Raw genomic sequence first — 15,382 nt, 5'->3', positions numbered from 1 at the left:
ATTTCGTCGGGCAATGGCGTTCGTTTGGACCAATTCGGACTGATCGTGGCCGCACTGCCGGCGATCAGTCGTCACCCATATATTCGCGCAATGATTGCGGAGAATGGTTCTCCCCGATCGACATCGCCAGGATGCGCGATATGTGGCGGCGCGGCAGACGTGTCTGCGCCGCCCACTGATTGATCTGGGCCTGGATCTTGTCGAGATCTCTCTTCGAGGTCGGGCTTTCGGCGATTTCGAGCCCCGAGTCGCGCAATGCCGCCGCCATATCGCCCGAAATGACGAAGGCATCCCAGCCCAGCCAGCGCAGGAAATACTGGCCGGTGTTGCCGCCGAGCCGGCTGCCATGTTTGCCGAGATAGGCCATCAGCCCGACTTGGTCGTCGGCCGGCCAGTTGGCGAGGAATTCGCCGAAGCCACCATGCTCCTTCGACACGCGCTCGACGAAGGCAGCGTTGTCGCGAACGGATTTGATCTTCTGCGGATTGCGCACGATGCGCTGGTCGGAAGCCAGATCGTGCCAGAAATCATCGGGCTGGAACAACAGCCGTTTCGGCTCGAAGTGGAGAAACGCCTCTTCGAAGCCCGGCCATTTCTGTTCGATGACTACCGATGAGTCAATTAAACATGATCTTGCGCCACGATGTACGCTGTTGGGACGGGCCGCAGGACGCCTTCTCAGCTAGGCTCTGCGGCGCTTGGAAAGAGCCCGCAACAGGACCACTTCGTTCATGATCCCGCTTCGCACAACCCCGACGATTTCCTCAGCGAGGTCTTCCCTCTGTTCCTTATCGATGCGGCAGCGGGATTTAGTGTCACCTATCTCGCCACGACAGAATCAAACTTGAATTTATAGAGCGGACTCACCATCGAGGACTCCTCCAGCAGATTGGAGTCCGCAAGCCCGCTGACATCCGACGGGTAAAAATGCCCCGAGAAAACAATTGTTTGGCCGACCTCTAAACCCAACAGAGTTTGATACAAGCTCGAGTCAGCGGTTATGAAACTTCCGTCCTCAGGCTTGGTTCTTTCCGACGACCCAAGTGTTTCTGCGGTCTGGTTTAGAATTCCGCTCACCATCGAATCCGGATTATCCAATAGGCCTCCCGAACCAATTCTAATTTCGTCGCCGATCTCAACGGAAAGAGACGCCCAACGGCCACTCACCCGATCAACTTTGGACACCTTCCCTACCCAGTTCGAGACTGAACCGTCTTTGCTGAACGCTTCGAGCTTTTTACCCCTCTCCTGTACAAGCGTGGATTTCAGCAGGTCGTTTTCTGACCCCTTGTATCTCTGCCGAAATTCGCCGTTGATTGCTAAAAACCTCGCTTCTTGATCAGGCATGACCGGATCAGATTGAACGTTCTGAACCGGATTAGGCTGGGCACCTGCGGCGTCGGTTCCATTGCTGTTGCCGGCGCTGGCGGCAGTCTGGGTCCCAACCGCAAATTTCGTCGAGTTACCATTGAGGTTGATGGCAAGGTGCAGCAAATACAGCCCCCCAACTACAACCACGAACCTGACCAGAAATTTCGTGCCAAATTTGCCCTCGGTCGCCCGAGCATCCGCAGTGTTCGAATTCGAAGGAAACATCAAAGCCGACACGGCCTTCTCGAACTGCTTCTTGGTCAGAGTTTTGTCCGACAGCAACCCGTACAGCTTGTCGATTTCCTCGGCTATCCTGAGATGCTTGCCGCTGACGAGCTGCGACTTGGCACTCTCGTATCCTTTTGCGGAGATAACCCCCCTCTCCCGGAGAGACGAAAGACGAATTAATTCATCGGCAATTTCTGCGCTCATTCCCAATCACCCCAAACCCGTACGTCGCCACCTAACTCAATAGCCAATGGTGGTCGGATTTTCAACGAGAATTCCGTAACTTACTACGTCTTTCTAGGCGTTTCACCGGATGTTGTTCGGTTCACGGTTTGAAACTGGCAGCGCAATGCTGCCCTATGTCAGCGACCAAAAACTTCGGCACGATTCTGAGAGAACTCCGCAACTTGCGAGAGCTTACGCAAGAGGAGTTGGCGCTCCGGACGGAGAGGTCAGTAGACGCCGTCTCCCAGTGGGAAAGAGGTTTGTACTGGCCAAATTTCGAAACCCTTGTGCGCCTCGGCAAGGCTCTGGATGTCCCCGTGAGAGTTTTCTTTCAGGACGGCGATCTGGCTCAATCTGAGCAACGTGCCATGCTGGAGATTCAGGCCAGCGTGATACTCTCAGGGCTTACCGACAGCGATTTGAAGGTCGCAGTGGAGCAGCTAACGGCGTTGGCAAAAAGAACCAAATCGGCCTCTTAGCAGAAATCCCCGAGTCCCGCTTTTGGCAGCTAAACTTCCCGCACCCTCCAATGATCAGCCTTTGACTTTCGTTTCCCGCCTTGGTCGCACCGAGTGACAGCTAAGTGCTTAACGCCGGGCGACCCGTAGCCCAGTTCTGTCCAATGCACTCCGCCGTCTTTTGTCTGGAGGGCGGGAGGACAGGAGGACTCATCCAGTTTGGTCGGCCGTTTTGGCGAGGCTAGGACGAAGAAAAGCCTGAGCGGGTCCGGAAAACCGTTGTTGTACTCCACCAGCGCAGTCAGCCTAGTCAGCTTGCTTTTAACCTGCCTATTCCCCCAGTGCTGCCCCGCCTTCGCCTCGACGATAATCAGGGTCCGTCCGTAGGCGACTAAGAGATCAAAATCCTCCTGTGTGCCCTTAACCTGACCCGACCCATTTGGGTATGGAGGGAAAGGTTCTTCAGATTTCAATGTGGTCGATAAGGCACCGAACAACCAATCAACATGATAGTCGATTGCCCACCATGCGTTCTCCGGGACCCTGACGTCCGCTTCCGGTCCAAAAATCGCATCAAGCTTGGCCCGGAACACTTGCGAGAGTGGCTGAAGCCCAACCGCCTCCCTTAGGAGCCAATATCGCTCTTTTCGGTTGAATCGGTCGAGGGCGGACACAAGTACTGACATTCAAGACTCCACTTAAGGAAAGGAATAACCCACCGTCGAGTTCCAAACTACATCAAGATGCCCCAAGGCTGAATGCATATTCGTTGAACAGCTTGGCGCATGTCAGTTCGTTATTGTCTAGCTTCGATTCTATAAAGCCTGTCTGAACCAATGCCCGAACATCATGGGTAACAATCCTCATGTCCTCCTTCGAAAGTCCCTTCACCGTGCCATAATAGGTTTTCCTTTTGGAGTTGTCGGGGTGTTCCGGGTTATCGGTGGGCTTCAACAATTGCATGTTCAGAGGGATATAGCCGAACCCGAGGATAACCACGGTTCTAGCCCTGCGAACGGCAGTGTGGATTGCTTGAATCTCGCTGGATTCTCTGTCCACACCTTCTGTGTAGGTCTTGATGTTTCCAGCTAAAGACAAAAGAGCGGAGCCGGGCATATCTGCGCCGAAATCTGCAAACGCTACCCCGCCCATCCAAGGCAAGTTCCCGACTGTTCCATAGGGATGGTAAATCGACATCGATTTGACCACGTCTGCCGCTTCTTCTGGCGAAACTCCGTAGTAGGTTTGGATGGCATGATACATAAAGTGCTCAAAACACCGATCATAGTTGAAAGTGATCACGTCGAGATTCGTCAGCCTTCTCTGGAATTCGTCAAAGTCTGACTCAAAGAGCAGGCTGGCGAACCGGTTATACCAAGAGTCGCTCAGACTTCCGAAATTAAACGGATATCCCGAACTGTCTGTTTTCAGGGCCATCCTGCTATTGCCTTCTGCGGCCAAGATGCAGCGTACGATTCCGAGTTTCCCGCAAAGCTCAAAGAACTCTGATTTGCGATGTGAGTGAAGGTAGTTATCTATCGAGCGGGCTAAAGGTAGCGCAGCACTTATCCGTTCGCAGGCTTTTAGCAATTCGGAGCGGTCATTGCCGGTCGCATAAAGGGCTTCGTTGATCGCCCCGTCCGCAACTCCACGTTCGATTAGCTGTAGCGGCGAGTCGCTGTAAACTAGTAAGGCGTTCGAGATGTCCCGTTTCAATGCGTCGCCTAGCGGCAAGCCAACCTCGTAGCTGGCCCCTGCCCCAAGGATCAAAAGCGTTCTGTCGGCGAACATCGCTGAACCTTCGGTGTCAACTGGGTTCTACATTTGGCAATGAACTTTCGATAAAGCTACACCGAAACAGTATACTCCTCATCGTCTCTCACCTTAGTCAAAAGGGCGACGGCTTCCTTTGAATATCGCCTAAAACATCCGTTGCCGGACGGAACAGCATAGTGATACTGGTTGTCACTCGAACAGATATCAATCCCCTTCTCATCTCGTATTCTCTCAATCAGCTTGCGAGGCCTGTGCCATCTACCATATCCGAGTTGTTTCCCAACTGCCGTTAGAGTGAATGGGTGGCTCGCATTTGGGCTGTCGGACTTGGCGATACCCAATAATTTTGGAAGCTCATCATCTGAATCAGCAACAGATTGAAGTTGATCGTAGTTTATTTCCAATCCACCTTTAGGTATGTCGGTACGCAGTAGCTTGAAAAAACGAGCTGAAATAGCTCGAAGCAATTTTGGATTTACCCACTTGAGAGGGCTTTGCTCAGACAGTCTCGTAAAGAGCCAGTCAAACTTGTCTGTTACAATAGCCCGAACACGAAGTTGCGAATCTTCCGATCCAATGACGTACTCCTCCCGGAAATCAGTTAAGGTGGCAGCATCTGGCCGCCACTCTACATAGAATATATTTTCTATTAATTTATCCGGCCCTCCTAGTATTTCACCTATATCTTGTATTATTTCAGTAACATTTGGGTCTCCTAGTCCATAACCAAATATAAAAACAGGATGCTCAGCAAGATATGTTAGAAGTTTTGCAGAAATATACTTCTTCTTTGTTCTGTAATTCTTATAATCTTCACCCGTAATAACCAACGATGCCGGATCTTCCATCGAACCGTGAATTTTGAATATCTCGCCAATGAGATTCATGTCCCGGCGAATGACCTTCTCTCCCACTACAGCTTCATAGTCGCCGAATATGCTCTCAAGAAAACTGTCGTAGTTCGTTGTTATGATTGCGTGAGGGTTGGTTTTCCGAAGGAGCTTTATCTCTTCGGCGAATTCTAACGTCTCGATCTCAGTTGCCGCCGGGCTGGCTCCAGAAATTTGTTGGGCTACGATATGTTTTAGGAACAACGACCTATCGTAGTTTTCCTCGAAATACTCGCCCGGAAAGCTGTTTTTGCCCGTTGTCCAAGCCCATTCGAACGCCTTTTCTTCGAGGATCGTTCCTATCTCAATGGTGCTTTGGTTTGTTTTTTGCCGCAAATATTGGAAGTCGGGGTCTGACATACCGATGTAATTGGCCACGTCTTTCAGGAGTTCCATCCATGTCGGCGCATTGAAATATCGCTTTGACACACCTGTTCCGATGAAGAAAATTGGTTGGCATTCCAAATCTTCGAGCGTTTCCTTGATTAGCGAGGACGTTCGCTCTTGGTAACGCTCGTACGGTGACTGCGGCATCATCTCCCCTTCCGGTTCTAGCAGGACCGTGTCTTTAGGCCCTGCTCCAGTGGGACCAACCGTAAGCACCGCTACCCGTCCCACACAAGTCGGTTTGACATTTTAGGAATCTTATCCTATGACTTCTTAGAGGCTATTGGGAAGGATTCGGGATGTTTGTGGGGTATGCGAGAACCAGCACCGTCGAGCAGCAAGCAGGTTATGAGGCTCAGCTTCGTGATCTCAAATCGCAGGGTTGCGACAAGGTTTTCAGGGAGCAGGTGTCTTCCGTAAATTCGCATCGCCCGGAACTAGAGCGAGCAATCGAGTTCGTGCGAGAAAACGATGTTCTCGTTGTCACCCGACTTGATCGACTCGCCCGCTCCGTTGGCGACCTGCAACAGATTGTTGGCAGGCTGGAGGCCAAGAAGGTCGGGCTGAAGATACTAGACATGGCGATTGATACGTCCTCGGCAACCGGCAGACTTCTCATGAATCTCGTGGGCTCTATCGCCCAGTTTGAGCGTGAGATTATGCTGGCCCGTCAACGGGAAGGCATTGCCAAGGCCAAAGCTGAACACAAGTTCAGAGGACGTGCCCCCACGGCCCGCCGCAAGACATCTGATGTCGTCTCGATGCATCGGGCGGGAAAGAAGCCAACCGACATTGCCAAGGCACTCGGCGTGGGCCGCTCATCGGTCTACCGAATTTTGGCAGCAGTAGCATAGTGGGACTCGGAGGATAGGCACGATTGCGGAATCGGGGCGCAGCTTCAACATCAGGCGCTATCGATACACAGCGCCATTTTCGCCGGCGCTTTAAGGTTGACGGCTTGCTGTTCGAGTTCGCCGCTATCAACGGCGGCCCGGTGACATTCCGAACCATCGGCGGGGCAACCCCATTGAAAGCGTTTGCAGGCGGCTCATGGTTGGCATGGGACGCCGAGGTCGCCCAGTTCACGGAAGGCGGCTACTTTCGAAATGGATTTCCCGTTCTGCGGCACGTTGTGGCGTTGACCGCAGAATGGGTCCAGCGGGAAAAGCCCTACAGCTTCCATTTCGAGGCGACCGACGACAGAAAACACCGGATTTATGAATACCTCGTCGCACGATACGGCAGGTCGATAGCTCACCGGTATACATCCTATCGGGACGGCTGCCTGTTCTGCTTTGTGCGCAGGTCCAATCCATAGTTTCTGCACTCAATCCGTGCCGAGCAGCTTATCGCCCGTTTGACTGCCGTACTTACGGAGCCGATTCGGAAAACGGCAAAATATTATACCTGTTCTACAGATCAAAAAGCAATATTATTTCGTCAAAAGTCAACAAGTCTTTGTCTACATATGTCTGACATAATGTAATACGCATCAATATTCTTCCAATCCGCTAAGCGGATTGTCGGTCAGCATTTCCATTTTGTCATATCGCCAAGCGATTTATCATGAGCATTTTTGAAAAGGCATTGCGCCAACAACGTTATAATTGTATCTAATAGAAAGTAAAAGAAATGAATATAGACGAATTTCTCCAATCAATGGATGAAGAGAAAGCACCAAAATCAATACAGACTATAATCGATAATTTTAGAGAAGATTATCGAGTAATATATATGGAATTTAGGACTTCAGTTAGTGGTGATAGATACCAAATTGCAAACTTTCAGCTATCACAGCTTTTAGTCGAGATGAACCTCTCGATCCTATATATCCTGCAATCTGCAAATCTGGACCCGAAGCAATATGTTTAGTGTCCGTCTCGATCAACCAACACACGACGCTCTGGGCATCCTAGCAAAGCGATCCTCGCTCAATGCCAGTTCATTCGTCCGCCAGATCATCAACAACTACCTTGCTAAGCACGCCACGAAAGTAGCTAAAGAGCTGATTCGAAACGAGGTGCATAAGCACGATCTGAATCAGTTCGTCACCATTCCATTCGTACAGGCAAGCGATCCGGAAGCTGCCTACCGCCGACTGTCCGGAAAGGCCGAACACGCCATCACGCCGGCAAAGCCATTTGCCCTTTTCGAAAGGGATCGCCCCACAGGAGAGCGATTGGTGAAAGCCTACTTCTCGGCCATGCGTAGGAAGTTTGGCTCAGATGGTAATCTGCCCGCATTGGGCGTTTATGAGACGATAAAAAAGAACGGCATAGATGCCACCTTCTTGCATTATCACTGCCTGCTGGCCATCCCGGAGCCCGAGGAAGGCCGTTTCGTCGAGGCGACCTCCGATTTCTGGACAAAGATAGGAAATCGCCACTTTGGCACGCCCATCATTTGCAAGGTAGAACGAGCTAATTCCAAGGAAGCCGTGGCCGGATATGCATTGAAAAACGTCAATGACGATTACCCAATCGACTCCATCATCATGGTGGGTTTCGACCGGGTACTCGGTTGACGGAAACAAAGCCAATCAAATGGTCGGCAAGCCTGCTGACTGCACTTTCCTTGATAGGATTATTATCCTAGTCTTGAAGTTTCCACACGGAGATCGCAATCCTCACAGCGGCTATCGCAGGCTGAAATCGACCGCTTTGTGGCGGCAACGGAAGAGCTACACAAGGCCATCGTGAAGCCGTTCATATCGCCGCATTGCGACCACTACCGAGCTACCCGTGTCTTGCATGAGGTTCTATTGAAAGCCGTTCGAGATGTCACCGGCAAGGAAGTCGGGTTCATCCAGTGGTGCACGACGGGACCGGTACAAAAAATCTAATTGGGTCAATCTGCCGCTTTGATGGCTACAGCGGGTTCTTCCACTTTCGGCAGTTTCTCCCGCTGAAACTTTTCGGCCTTCTTCACTATTGCATCATAGCGAAGTGGGTTTGCCTTTTTCAGATAGTTCACAATGGCCAATTGGCGGCTGTAATCCGCATTCGAAAATAGTTTCAACTCCAATGACGGCCAGATCGTAGCCACTATGGAAAAAGCTATGGCTATGAACAGAAGACAGATGATTGTTCCGCCAATAAACATGATCATGTATGAAAGGAATTGGTATTCGATTGCAAAATTTATGACTGGTGACATGATGTTGAATTCATCGATTTGGGAGCTTTGAATCGATATGGGCCTGTCCCCTACGGCCACAAAGAATTTGGCTTGTGGTTCAATTCCATTACTCAGGCGATAGCCGCTTGATATGGCAGAAACAGTGATCACGTCACCGGGGTTCATGGTGAAGTGCTTATCACCCGAAAGGGACTCTATTATCCCGTCATGTTGAATCAATGCATTCTTATATTCCGTAGCTCTAACCAGAACATCCTTGTAAATCCGGTTCCCATTGTTACGAATGTCAAACCTTTGAATCGTATACAGTTCGGCATAGAAGTTTGGGTCTGCGGAAACCAGCAGCTTTTTACCGGCCTCCATGGGAATGCCAACTATCGTTTCATGAACTGCAATATTTGGGGTTTGCGGACCATCTGTCAGAAAATAATAGCTGAATGTCGCAACAACAATCGCACTCAAAATGGAACTTATGGTTGCGATAAAGACGTTTTTCATTGCCCGCCGTCCTAAGTGAAAATCGAACCAGTATAACAGGCAAATCCTATGGTTACAGGAGCTTACCGGGGTTTCCACGGGTTTTATTGGGTCCGTCAAACCTAGTTTGTAGCCGATTCCTATAATTTTTTAGAGTCATGGAAAGCTGGACGCAGAACACACCAATTGTGTCTCCGATTCATGACGAATTCCTAAGGTGTCCTGTCCCGCTCTTGCTCTGCCACGGCTGACAGGATGGTGAACATCAGCTTGGCTATGCCATTGCCGGTCACATCGCCACCGATGTTCAGCATGTGAAGCTGAACACCATATCCCTCACGTCTTCCGAGGTGTTCAGACCATCACGGGCTGAACGAACCATACGATCTAGCTTGGTGACTAGGATCACATCCCCTTTGCCTATTTCTGCCACCATACGGCCCCCTGTGGACGTTCGGCCAGTGGAATGGAACCAGACACGCCAGCTTCAACGAACGTCTCTGTGTCCGTCCAGCCCTTCATCATCGCATAGCCTGCAAGCTCACGGGTCTGGGTCTCCAGTGATTCACCATTCTTGGCTTGTTCGTCGGTGCTGACTCGAATGATACCTTTCCGGCTCTAGCCAGTGCAAATTCTTCCTTGGTTCTGGTGGCCTTTGGCAGCTTGGTCTTGTCACCCCCAAAGCCCAAATTCAGGACGAAAAACGCTTCTCTGCCGTCCTTGTCCCGGTTGTCGGGATAGATGGTTCTGGTGGCACCACCTTTGAACTTGATCACGTATCGGGAGTCCAATGCAGACTTCTTTGCAGCACCTTCGGCAGCACCCAGCCATAGTTCCTTACCAGCTTCGTTGTCAGCTTCCATGGCGGCTTTGCGGTACACCTTTGCCCAATGCTTCCTGTCCAGTTCGATGGACTCCACAATGGTCCTGATGTGTTCAGCCGCCTTGGCTCTTAGCTGGTATAGCTGTTCAATGGTCACTTCCCCTTTGCCAGTTCCTACCTTGGGGAAATGAATGCGGATGCCGTCTATGGATGCCTCACGTTCTGACTGGATTTTATTCCGCTCAATCTCCAATGCCTGCATCTCGTCGTTGATAGCCTTGATCCGCTTGGCATTCTTCACCATGGGTTTCCTGAATGACTCCTCTAGGATGTCATCGGCTTCCGTCATTTTCACGTACTTTTGTTGGTTCTTAAACAGCCCTAGCCGCTCACCATCCAACTGTTGAATTTTATCAGTGATTGTCTCTTGGCTTGATCCTGTCCCGCCATGGATGATTTCTTGAAGATCGATTTCAGCGACAAACGACAAGAACGAACCTTCAAAGCGTTCGTAGTTCCATGGTGCAGCTTCATGACATTTCCCGGTTAGAGAGCCCTTGCAGTAGAACTGTATGGCTCTGCCCGGCTTTGGGTTCCTGATGGTCATGGGCTCTTTGCAGAATGCACACTTGGCGATGCCCGAGAACAAGTTGGAATATGTCTTTCCCTTCCTGCCTCTCCCGGTGCGCTGGCGTTGGGCCATGCCTGCCTGAATGCGGTTGTATTCCTCTATCGTGATGACTTGTGGAAAGATCATGCACGGTTCGGACTTCGGTGGAGCGTAAAGCCCGTATGTCGCCTTGGATTTTAGGATGTAATGGACATTCGCTATCGTCCAATATTCTGCCCTGCCCTTCCTACGCTTATCCATGGCAAACGGTTTGATGCCATTGGCATTCAGGGTTTTGGCAATCATGGGCAAGCCACAACCGGCCAAGCTCATGTCACACACTCGCCTGACAATCTCTCCCTTGTCTTCGTCCAGCTTGGCCTTTTTGGTTTCAGGGTCTTTGAACAGCCAACCCGGCAGATTGCCAGACACCACTTGGCCCGTGTTTTGGGCAAGCGCATTGCGCTTGATATAGCTGTTCTTCACTCGCTTCCCTTTCATGGCTGACTCTTCCTTGGCCCGCATTGCCACCAGCACAAGAGTCAGTGCGTCCATGTCGTCACAATCGGGACGATATTCCTTCTCTGGCGATAGGGTGACGATGATGATTCCAGCTTTCCAAATCTCTTGGACGATGGCAGCGGTGGCAAACATGCCTTGACGTGACAGGCGATCAATCGACTCCACCAACAGGTAAGAGCCACGCTTGATTTTTCCTGCCTCTGCGGCTTTCAGGAATGCCCCTAGCGCACCCTGTTCAAGGTTCCTGCCCTTGAATGCTGACAAGCCTGCATCGGTCATGATGCGATCATCAGCCAACGGGATTCCGTTTTCGATGCTCCACTTTTCGGCCAATGCGAATTGGCGTCTGTAGCTATCGCCAGAACCTTGGATAGCGGTGGACCAACGAATGTATGAGTAGGCTACAGGTCCGGTGTAGGCCAATGCCGTTTCAGCCACCAAATCCGGCTTGATAGATTCAAAGTTCAGTGATTTGGCCACGATAGATTCAAAGTTTTGATCCGTAGGCACTATAGATTTGTCATTTGTTTTCATATGGTTAGCTCCGTTCGGACACATGTGGGCGTGCCCCAAAACGGTTTCAAGGGCTACCCGATGTCCAAACGTTTAAGACGTGACGCGCCAGACGAAACCGGCGGCAAACACGCGCTCGGCCATAATAGACAGAATGCGATTGTCCGCGATCTCAGCCACGGCGGCATTGTCGGGCGCGGGGCCCAGCAGTGACGAAAGCTCCGCTTCGCCACCCTTGCGTTTTGCGGCACGTGCGCGGATTTTTGCGAAATCGGCCATTCTGCTTGTGTCCTCGCGTCGTGCTTTTGACGACCGGCATCTTCCTATATGGAAATCAGGCTGCCAAGCCGATGCTTTGTATGGAGACATCCATGAACAAGACCGTGCCGGAACTCGCCAATCTCTGGCTGAGGCGAAACCCGGAGAGCCTGAGCGAACTTGAGAGGCGGGTGCTGCAGAGTACCGTCGACCGCAAGCCCATAGCGCAGGACATCAATGTCAATCTTGCCGGCCTTCAGGGCGTGGGCGACCGTATCGCCGACGCCATTGCGCGCGTCGGCGGCTCGTGGACGTTCATCCTGTCCTTCATCGCCTTCCTGATCCTCTGGATCGGTGCCAATTGGTGGCTGCTGGGGCGAGAATCGTTCGACCCCTACCCTTTCATCTTCCTCAACCTCGTCCTCTCGATGATCGCCGCCTTGCAGGCGCCGGTGATCATGATGTCGCAGAACCGACAAGCGGCGCGCGATCGGATCGACGCCGCGCACGATTACGAGGTCAACCTCAAAGCCGAGATCGAGATCATGGCGCTGCACGAAAAGCTGGACGAACTGCGCCACAGCCAGATCATCGGCATGCGCGACGAGATCGCGCAGATAGCTGAACAGGTGAAGCGGATTGACGAGCGACTTGCCCCCCAGACCCAGCCCTCATGACGGAGGCCGTCCATCATTTCATCGAACAATATGGACTGTTCGCCATATTTCTCGGCTGCGTTGCCGAGGGTGAAAGTGCCGCCATCCTCGCCGGCTTTTTCGCGCATCAGCAGGTCTTCGTCCTGTGGCACGCCTTTGTCGCGGCTGGCCTCGGCGCCTTCGTCGGCGATACCTTCTTCTTCATCCTTGGACGAAGCTTTGCCGACCATCGCTATGTCGTCAGATTGCGCAAGCGACCCGGCTTTCGCCGCGCCTTTCGCCTGCTCAACACCCATCCCAACATTTTCGTCCTGTCGAACCGCTATGTCTACGGCATGCGCCTCGTCGGCGGCATCGCGGCCGGGCTTTCCAATATCCCCGCGCCGCTCTTCGTCATCCTCAACGCTATTTCGTCGGCGATTTGGGCGGTGCTGTTCGGCACGATAGGTTATGTCTTTGGACTGGGAGCCGAGCACTTCATCGGCCAGGCGTTGATGCGCCACGAGCGCTTGCTGGTCGGGCTGGGCATCGGCCTGACCGTGGCGATCCTTGCCTGGTTCGTTGCCCGTCACATCGCCAACAGGGAGCGCGCCAAGGAGAGCTGAGCTGGATGTGCTTGAGATTCAGGTCATGCCGCCATCACCTGGATATTCCAGCACCTCCTGCTAAATCGGTAGGCCCGTGATCCGCTCGATGATGGCGATGCCCCAGACGCCGGCGACGATGAGCACCGAAATCAGCACCGCCAGCGAACCGCAGTCCTTCGCCAGTTGAATGTCGACATTGAACTCGCGGCTGAAGGCATCGCATGCCGCCTCGATGCCGGTGTTCAGCACTTCGACCAGAATCAGCAGCAGCACCGCGCCGATCAACAAGGCATAGCCGCGCCATGAGATCGAAACGAACCAGCCGAGCGGCAAGGCAAGCGCAAGCAGCACCAGTTCCTGCTGGAAAGCCTTCTCGCTGGCCGCCAGCTTGCGAAACGCCCGCACCGAATTGAAATAAGCGCCGATCAGCCGCTGCATGCCAAACCCCTTTCCGAATCACCGGCACGGGATAATGCAATTGCTGGCCAGATCAACGAAATAAGGCGATTTTTCCAAGAATCATTCGGCGACCGGTATGGACGGTGTCGATTTCTCAAACTGTGGCAGGCCGTCGTCGATCGAATAATAGTCGCCCTTGTCGCCGACGAAAATATGGCATTCGCCCTCAAGGCCTGTCGGCTTGTCGAACGACCCTGCCATGACTGAGATGTAGTCCTGGTGTCGCGGCTCCCAGAACATCACCGATCCGCACGCCTTGCAAAAACCACGCCTGGCGAAGGCAGACGCCTCGTACCAGGTGATGTTTTCCTTGCCCTCGATCACGATATCGGCATTGGCAACATTGGTCGCGGCGTAGAAATGTCCGCTCTGCTTGCGGCATTGCGAACAATGACAATAGACGACGCCACGCAGCGCTCCGTGCGTTCTGAAGCGGACCGCTCCGCACAGACACGAGCCTCGATGACCATCACTCATGGCGACTCCTTCTTGGAGAAAACTCTGCCTGGCACGAGCTTCGCCATCACGTTTCCAGCTTTGCGGCAGCCACGCGCCAGCAAATGCGACACATGCTGGCGCCGCGAACCCGAAATTCAGTTTCATTCAAGCTTCTGCAGCCGCAAATAGAGAAAAACGCGTCCGCACTTTACAAATTAAGGAAACTTTAGCGCCGGCGCATTTATGGTCACGGCAAGCGAAGGTCGTGGGTGGGGACGCGTCTCGTCGCAAATTGTGGACTATCGGGTGGCATTCCCCAGGACGGCGACACGTGGAACCTGCAAATTCTACGGCGGGATCCGAGGGGAAGAGTGATCAGAACATGCAGCTGGCAGCCGTCCCCACAGAACGAAAGACCGACATCGCAGCCAGTGTCATCGCCACAATGCGCCAGCTGGGCGTGCTCGGCCTGCCGCGCAACTACGAGATCTTTTACGAGGCCCTGAGCGGCACCAATCGCGAACTCAGCCTCGCCGTCGTTTCGCTGAGCAACCGGCCGACACAGGATGAACTGGACCAGATCGGGCGCACTTTCTTTGCCCAGAACCATGGCCCCGGCATCGTCGAGCATGCCAGGGACGTTATTGCCAGAGAGCTTGAAGAGGTCGCCTCACTGTTGCGGAGCGAGCGTAGCCACATCGAGAAATACGGCAGGATCCTCGATGAGACATCGAGTGGCCTCAGCGGCCGCAGCCTTCTGTCTCAGGATCTTTTGCAGAAGATTGCCAACGCCATGTCGGTTGCCACCAATTCGACGATCGATCACGGTCGGCAGGTGGCCTCGACGCTCCGCGACAAGACTGCCGAACTGGAGAGCGTCAAGTCGAAGCTCGAGGAATACAAGCGGCTGGCCGATACCGATCCTTTGACCCATATCTGGAATCGCCGCGCCTTCGACAAGGAAATCACGAGGATCTACAACAGCAACAAGGGTATCCTGTTCAACGCCTTGATCCTTGCCGACATCGACCGTTTCAAGGACATCAACGACCGCTACGGCCACCCGGTCGGCGACAAGATCATCCAGATCATAGCCGACATTTTCCAGACAGGCATTCGCGGCGACATGTTCGTCGCCCGCACCGGCGGCGAGGAGTTCGCGCTGATCATCGAGGGCGCCAGCGAGGATGCCACCTACGAGATAGCCGAGCGCATTCGCGCCCTAATCGAGGAGACGCCGTTCACCAGCAGCCAGACCGGTACCAATTACGGCACCGTCACCGTCTCGATGGGCATCTGCATGGCATCCGAGGCCGAGGGGCCCGAGGACCTCTACACCAAGGCGGACCGGGCGCTCTATCGCTCGAAGGTCAGTGGCCGCAACCGCGTCACCAGGCACTCGACGATGGCCGGTCGGGCCGGCAAGAGCTGGCTGCTCTACAAGAAGGACTGATACCTTCGGTTCCTGCCTGCCCTCGCGGCCTGTGCCGGCAGCACGAACGCAGGGCTGAAAACAAAAAGCGCCCGATTTCTCGGGCGCCCTTTCATGAATTCATCCGGATCGCG

General features: G+C 53.1%; 18 protein-coding genes and 2 pseudogenes. 8 read left to right on the top strand and 12 right to left on the bottom strand.

Annotation, left to right across the window (positions count from 1 at the left end; translation table 11 throughout):
* Positions 1-64 precede the first annotated feature (64 nt).
* Positions 65-607 (bottom strand): annotated as a pseudogene (locus NKJ89_RS21450) (DNA-3-methyladenine glycosylase I); the annotation flags it as partial.
* Between the two features lie 212 nt (positions 608-819).
* Entirely contained in the window at positions 820-1,803 is a 984-nt protein-coding gene (locus NKJ89_RS21445) for a hypothetical protein (protein WP_352605391.1), read from the bottom strand.
* 155 nt (positions 1,804-1,958) lie between these two features.
* Between NKJ89_RS21445 and NKJ89_RS21440 the strand changes: the two genes are divergently transcribed.
* Positions 1,959-2,303, top strand: coding sequence for a helix-turn-helix domain-containing protein (locus NKJ89_RS21440; RefSeq protein ID WP_352605389.1), 345 nt, complete (start codon positions 1,959-1,961; stop codon positions 2,301-2,303).
* Positions 2,304-2,332: 29 nt separating this feature from the next.
* Here the strand turns inward: NKJ89_RS21440 and NKJ89_RS21435 are convergent, their stop codons facing one another.
* From NKJ89_RS21435 to NKJ89_RS21425, 3 genes are read right to left on the bottom strand one after another with little or no spacing between them, the layout of a single operon-like run.
* The gene (locus NKJ89_RS21435) at positions 2,333-2,968 is read right to left on the bottom strand and encodes a hypothetical protein (RefSeq protein ID WP_352605387.1); all 636 of its coding nucleotides are present in this window, start codon (positions 2,966-2,968) and stop codon (positions 2,333-2,335) included.
* 52 nt (positions 2,969-3,020) lie between these two features.
* The gene (locus NKJ89_RS21430) at positions 3,021-4,073 is read right to left on the bottom strand and encodes a hypothetical protein (RefSeq protein ID WP_352605385.1); all 1,053 of its coding nucleotides are present in this window, start codon (positions 4,071-4,073) and stop codon (positions 3,021-3,023) included.
* A gap of 56 nt (positions 4,074-4,129) precedes the next feature.
* A complete protein-coding gene (locus NKJ89_RS21425) occupies positions 4,130-5,485 on the bottom strand; it encodes an SIR2 family protein (RefSeq protein ID WP_352605383.1) in 1,356 nt (451 codons plus the stop codon).
* Between the two features lie 149 nt (positions 5,486-5,634).
* On the opposite strand from NKJ89_RS21425, the gene NKJ89_RS21420 reads away from it, so the two are divergent.
* The 4 genes from NKJ89_RS21420 (at position 5,635) to NKJ89_RS21405 (ending at position 8,177) form a co-directional block, all read left to right on the top strand.
* On the top strand, positions 5,635-6,189 hold the full coding sequence (locus tag NKJ89_RS21420; protein ID WP_352605381.1) for a recombinase family protein: 555 nt from the start codon (positions 5,635-5,637) through the stop codon (positions 6,187-6,189).
* A gap of 104 nt (positions 6,190-6,293) precedes the next feature.
* Positions 6,294-6,653 (top strand): hypothetical protein, encoded by a 360-nt coding sequence (locus NKJ89_RS21415; RefSeq protein ID WP_352605378.1) that lies wholly within the window; start codon positions 6,294-6,296, stop codon positions 6,651-6,653.
* A gap of 546 nt (positions 6,654-7,199) precedes the next feature.
* Positions 7,200-7,859 carry a hypothetical protein gene (locus NKJ89_RS21410; protein WP_352605375.1) on the top strand — a complete coding sequence of 220 codons (660 nt, stop codon included), beginning with the start codon at positions 7,200-7,202 and terminating at the stop codon, positions 7,857-7,859.
* A gap of 126 nt (positions 7,860-7,985) precedes the next feature.
* Positions 7,986-8,177, top strand: coding sequence for a hypothetical protein (locus NKJ89_RS21405; RefSeq protein ID WP_352605455.1), 192 nt, complete (start codon positions 7,986-7,988; stop codon positions 8,175-8,177).
* A 5-nt stretch (positions 8,178-8,182) separates the two neighbouring features.
* On the opposite strand, the gene NKJ89_RS21400 is transcribed toward NKJ89_RS21405, so the two are convergent.
* From NKJ89_RS21400 to NKJ89_RS21380, 5 genes and pseudogenes are all read right to left on the bottom strand, one after another.
* Entirely contained in the window at positions 8,183-8,971 is a 789-nt protein-coding gene (locus tag NKJ89_RS21400) for a hypothetical protein (RefSeq protein ID WP_352605373.1), read from the bottom strand.
* 286 nt (positions 8,972-9,257) lie between these two features.
* The gene (locus tag NKJ89_RS21395) at positions 9,258-9,386 is read right to left on the bottom strand and encodes a recombinase family protein (RefSeq protein WP_352605370.1); all 129 of its coding nucleotides are present in this window, start codon (positions 9,384-9,386) and stop codon (positions 9,258-9,260) included.
* On the bottom strand, positions 9,371-9,511 hold the full coding sequence (locus tag NKJ89_RS21390; RefSeq protein WP_352605452.1) for a recombinase family protein: 141 nt from the start codon (positions 9,509-9,511) through the stop codon (positions 9,371-9,373). Before NKJ89_RS21390 ends, NKJ89_RS21395 begins: the two co-directional genes overlap by 16 nt.
* Positions 9,472-11,439 carry a recombinase family protein gene (locus NKJ89_RS21385; protein ID WP_352605368.1) on the bottom strand — a complete coding sequence of 656 codons (1,968 nt, stop codon included), beginning with the start codon at positions 11,437-11,439 and terminating at the stop codon, positions 9,472-9,474. Before NKJ89_RS21385 ends, NKJ89_RS21390 begins: the two co-directional genes overlap by 40 nt.
* An 81-nt stretch (positions 11,440-11,520) precedes the next feature.
* Positions 11,521-11,697 (bottom strand): annotated as a pseudogene (locus NKJ89_RS21380) (DNA-3-methyladenine glycosylase I); the annotation flags it as partial.
* Positions 11,698-11,789: 92 nt separating this feature from the next.
* On the opposite strand from NKJ89_RS21380, the gene NKJ89_RS21375 reads away from it, so the two are divergent.
* Together NKJ89_RS21375 and NKJ89_RS21370 are read left to right on the top strand one after the other, a co-directional pair.
* Positions 11,790-12,353: a DUF1003 domain-containing protein gene (locus NKJ89_RS21375; protein WP_352605365.1), complete on the top strand. Its 564-nt coding sequence runs from the start codon at positions 11,790-11,792 to the stop codon at positions 12,351-12,353.
* Complete coding sequence (locus NKJ89_RS21370) at positions 12,350-12,937, top strand: DedA family protein (RefSeq protein ID WP_352605363.1); 588 nt, start codon at positions 12,350-12,352, stop codon at positions 12,935-12,937. The genes NKJ89_RS21375 and NKJ89_RS21370 overlap by 4 nt, the downstream gene beginning before the upstream one ends.
* A gap of 60 nt (positions 12,938-12,997) precedes the next feature.
* On the opposite strand, the gene NKJ89_RS21365 is transcribed toward NKJ89_RS21370, so the two are convergent.
* On the bottom strand, positions 12,998-13,357 hold the full coding sequence (locus tag NKJ89_RS21365; protein ID WP_352485664.1) for a diacylglycerol kinase: 360 nt from the start codon (positions 13,355-13,357) through the stop codon (positions 12,998-13,000).
* Between the two features lie 81 nt (positions 13,358-13,438).
* Positions 13,439-13,855 carry a GFA family protein gene (locus tag NKJ89_RS21360; RefSeq protein ID WP_023757488.1) on the bottom strand — a complete coding sequence of 139 codons (417 nt, stop codon included), beginning with the start codon at positions 13,853-13,855 and terminating at the stop codon, positions 13,439-13,441.
* A gap of 343 nt (positions 13,856-14,198) precedes the next feature.
* Here NKJ89_RS21360 and NKJ89_RS21355 point away from each other — a divergent pair, with 343 nt between their 5' ends.
* Positions 14,199-15,269 (top strand): GGDEF domain-containing protein, encoded by a 1,071-nt coding sequence (locus tag NKJ89_RS21355; protein ID WP_352605360.1) that lies wholly within the window; start codon positions 14,199-14,201, stop codon positions 15,267-15,269.
* Positions 15,270-15,382: the final 113 nt, after the last annotated feature.

Source organism: Mesorhizobium sp. M0047 (genome assembly GCF_040323315.1).
Classification (GTDB): domain Bacteria; phylum Pseudomonadota; class Alphaproteobacteria; order Rhizobiales; family Rhizobiaceae; genus Mesorhizobium.
Note: the sequence above shows the minus strand (reverse complement) of the source record. Positions and strands in the feature narration are given on the sequence as shown.

Coding starts and splice junctions, on each gene's coding strand:
- NKJ89_RS21445 (WP_352605391.1), bottom strand. CDS start 1,803: ATGAGCGCAGAAATTGCCGATGAATTAATTCGTCTTTCGTCTCTCCGG.
- NKJ89_RS21440 (WP_352605389.1), top strand. CDS start 1,959: ATGTCAGCGACCAAAAACTTCGGCACGATTCTGAGAGAACTCCGCAAC.
- NKJ89_RS21435 (WP_352605387.1), bottom strand. CDS start 2,968: ATGTCAGTACTTGTGTCCGCCCTCGACCGATTCAACCGAAAAGAGCGA.
- NKJ89_RS21430 (WP_352605385.1), bottom strand. CDS start 4,073: ATGTTCGCCGACAGAACGCTTTTGATCCTTGGGGCAGGGGCCAGCTAC.
- NKJ89_RS21425 (WP_352605383.1), bottom strand. CDS start 5,485: ATGATGCCGCAGTCACCGTACGAGCGTTACCAAGAGCGAACGTCCTCG.
- NKJ89_RS21420 (WP_352605381.1), top strand. CDS start 5,635: ATGTTTGTGGGGTATGCGAGAACCAGCACCGTCGAGCAGCAAGCAGGT.
- NKJ89_RS21410 (WP_352605375.1), top strand. CDS start 7,200: ATGTTTAGTGTCCGTCTCGATCAACCAACACACGACGCTCTGGGCATC.
- NKJ89_RS21400 (WP_352605373.1), bottom strand. CDS start 8,971: ATGAAAAACGTCTTTATCGCAACCATAAGTTCCATTTTGAGTGCGATT.
- NKJ89_RS21395 (WP_352605370.1), bottom strand. CDS start 9,386: ATGGTGGCAGAAATAGGCAAAGGGGATGTGATCCTAGTCACCAAGCTA.
- NKJ89_RS21385 (WP_352605368.1), bottom strand. CDS start 11,439: ATGAAAACAAATGACAAATCTATAGTGCCTACGGATCAAAACTTTGAA.
- NKJ89_RS21375 (WP_352605365.1), top strand. CDS start 11,790: ATGAACAAGACCGTGCCGGAACTCGCCAATCTCTGGCTGAGGCGAAAC.
- NKJ89_RS21370 (WP_352605363.1), top strand. CDS start 12,350: ATGACGGAGGCCGTCCATCATTTCATCGAACAATATGGACTGTTCGCC.
- NKJ89_RS21365 (WP_352485664.1), bottom strand. CDS start 13,357: ATGCAGCGGCTGATCGGCGCTTATTTCAATTCGGTGCGGGCGTTTCGC.
- NKJ89_RS21360 (WP_023757488.1), bottom strand. CDS start 13,855: ATGAGTGATGGTCATCGAGGCTCGTGTCTGTGCGGAGCGGTCCGCTTC.
- NKJ89_RS21355 (WP_352605360.1), top strand. CDS start 14,199: ATGCAGCTGGCAGCCGTCCCCACAGAACGAAAGACCGACATCGCAGCC.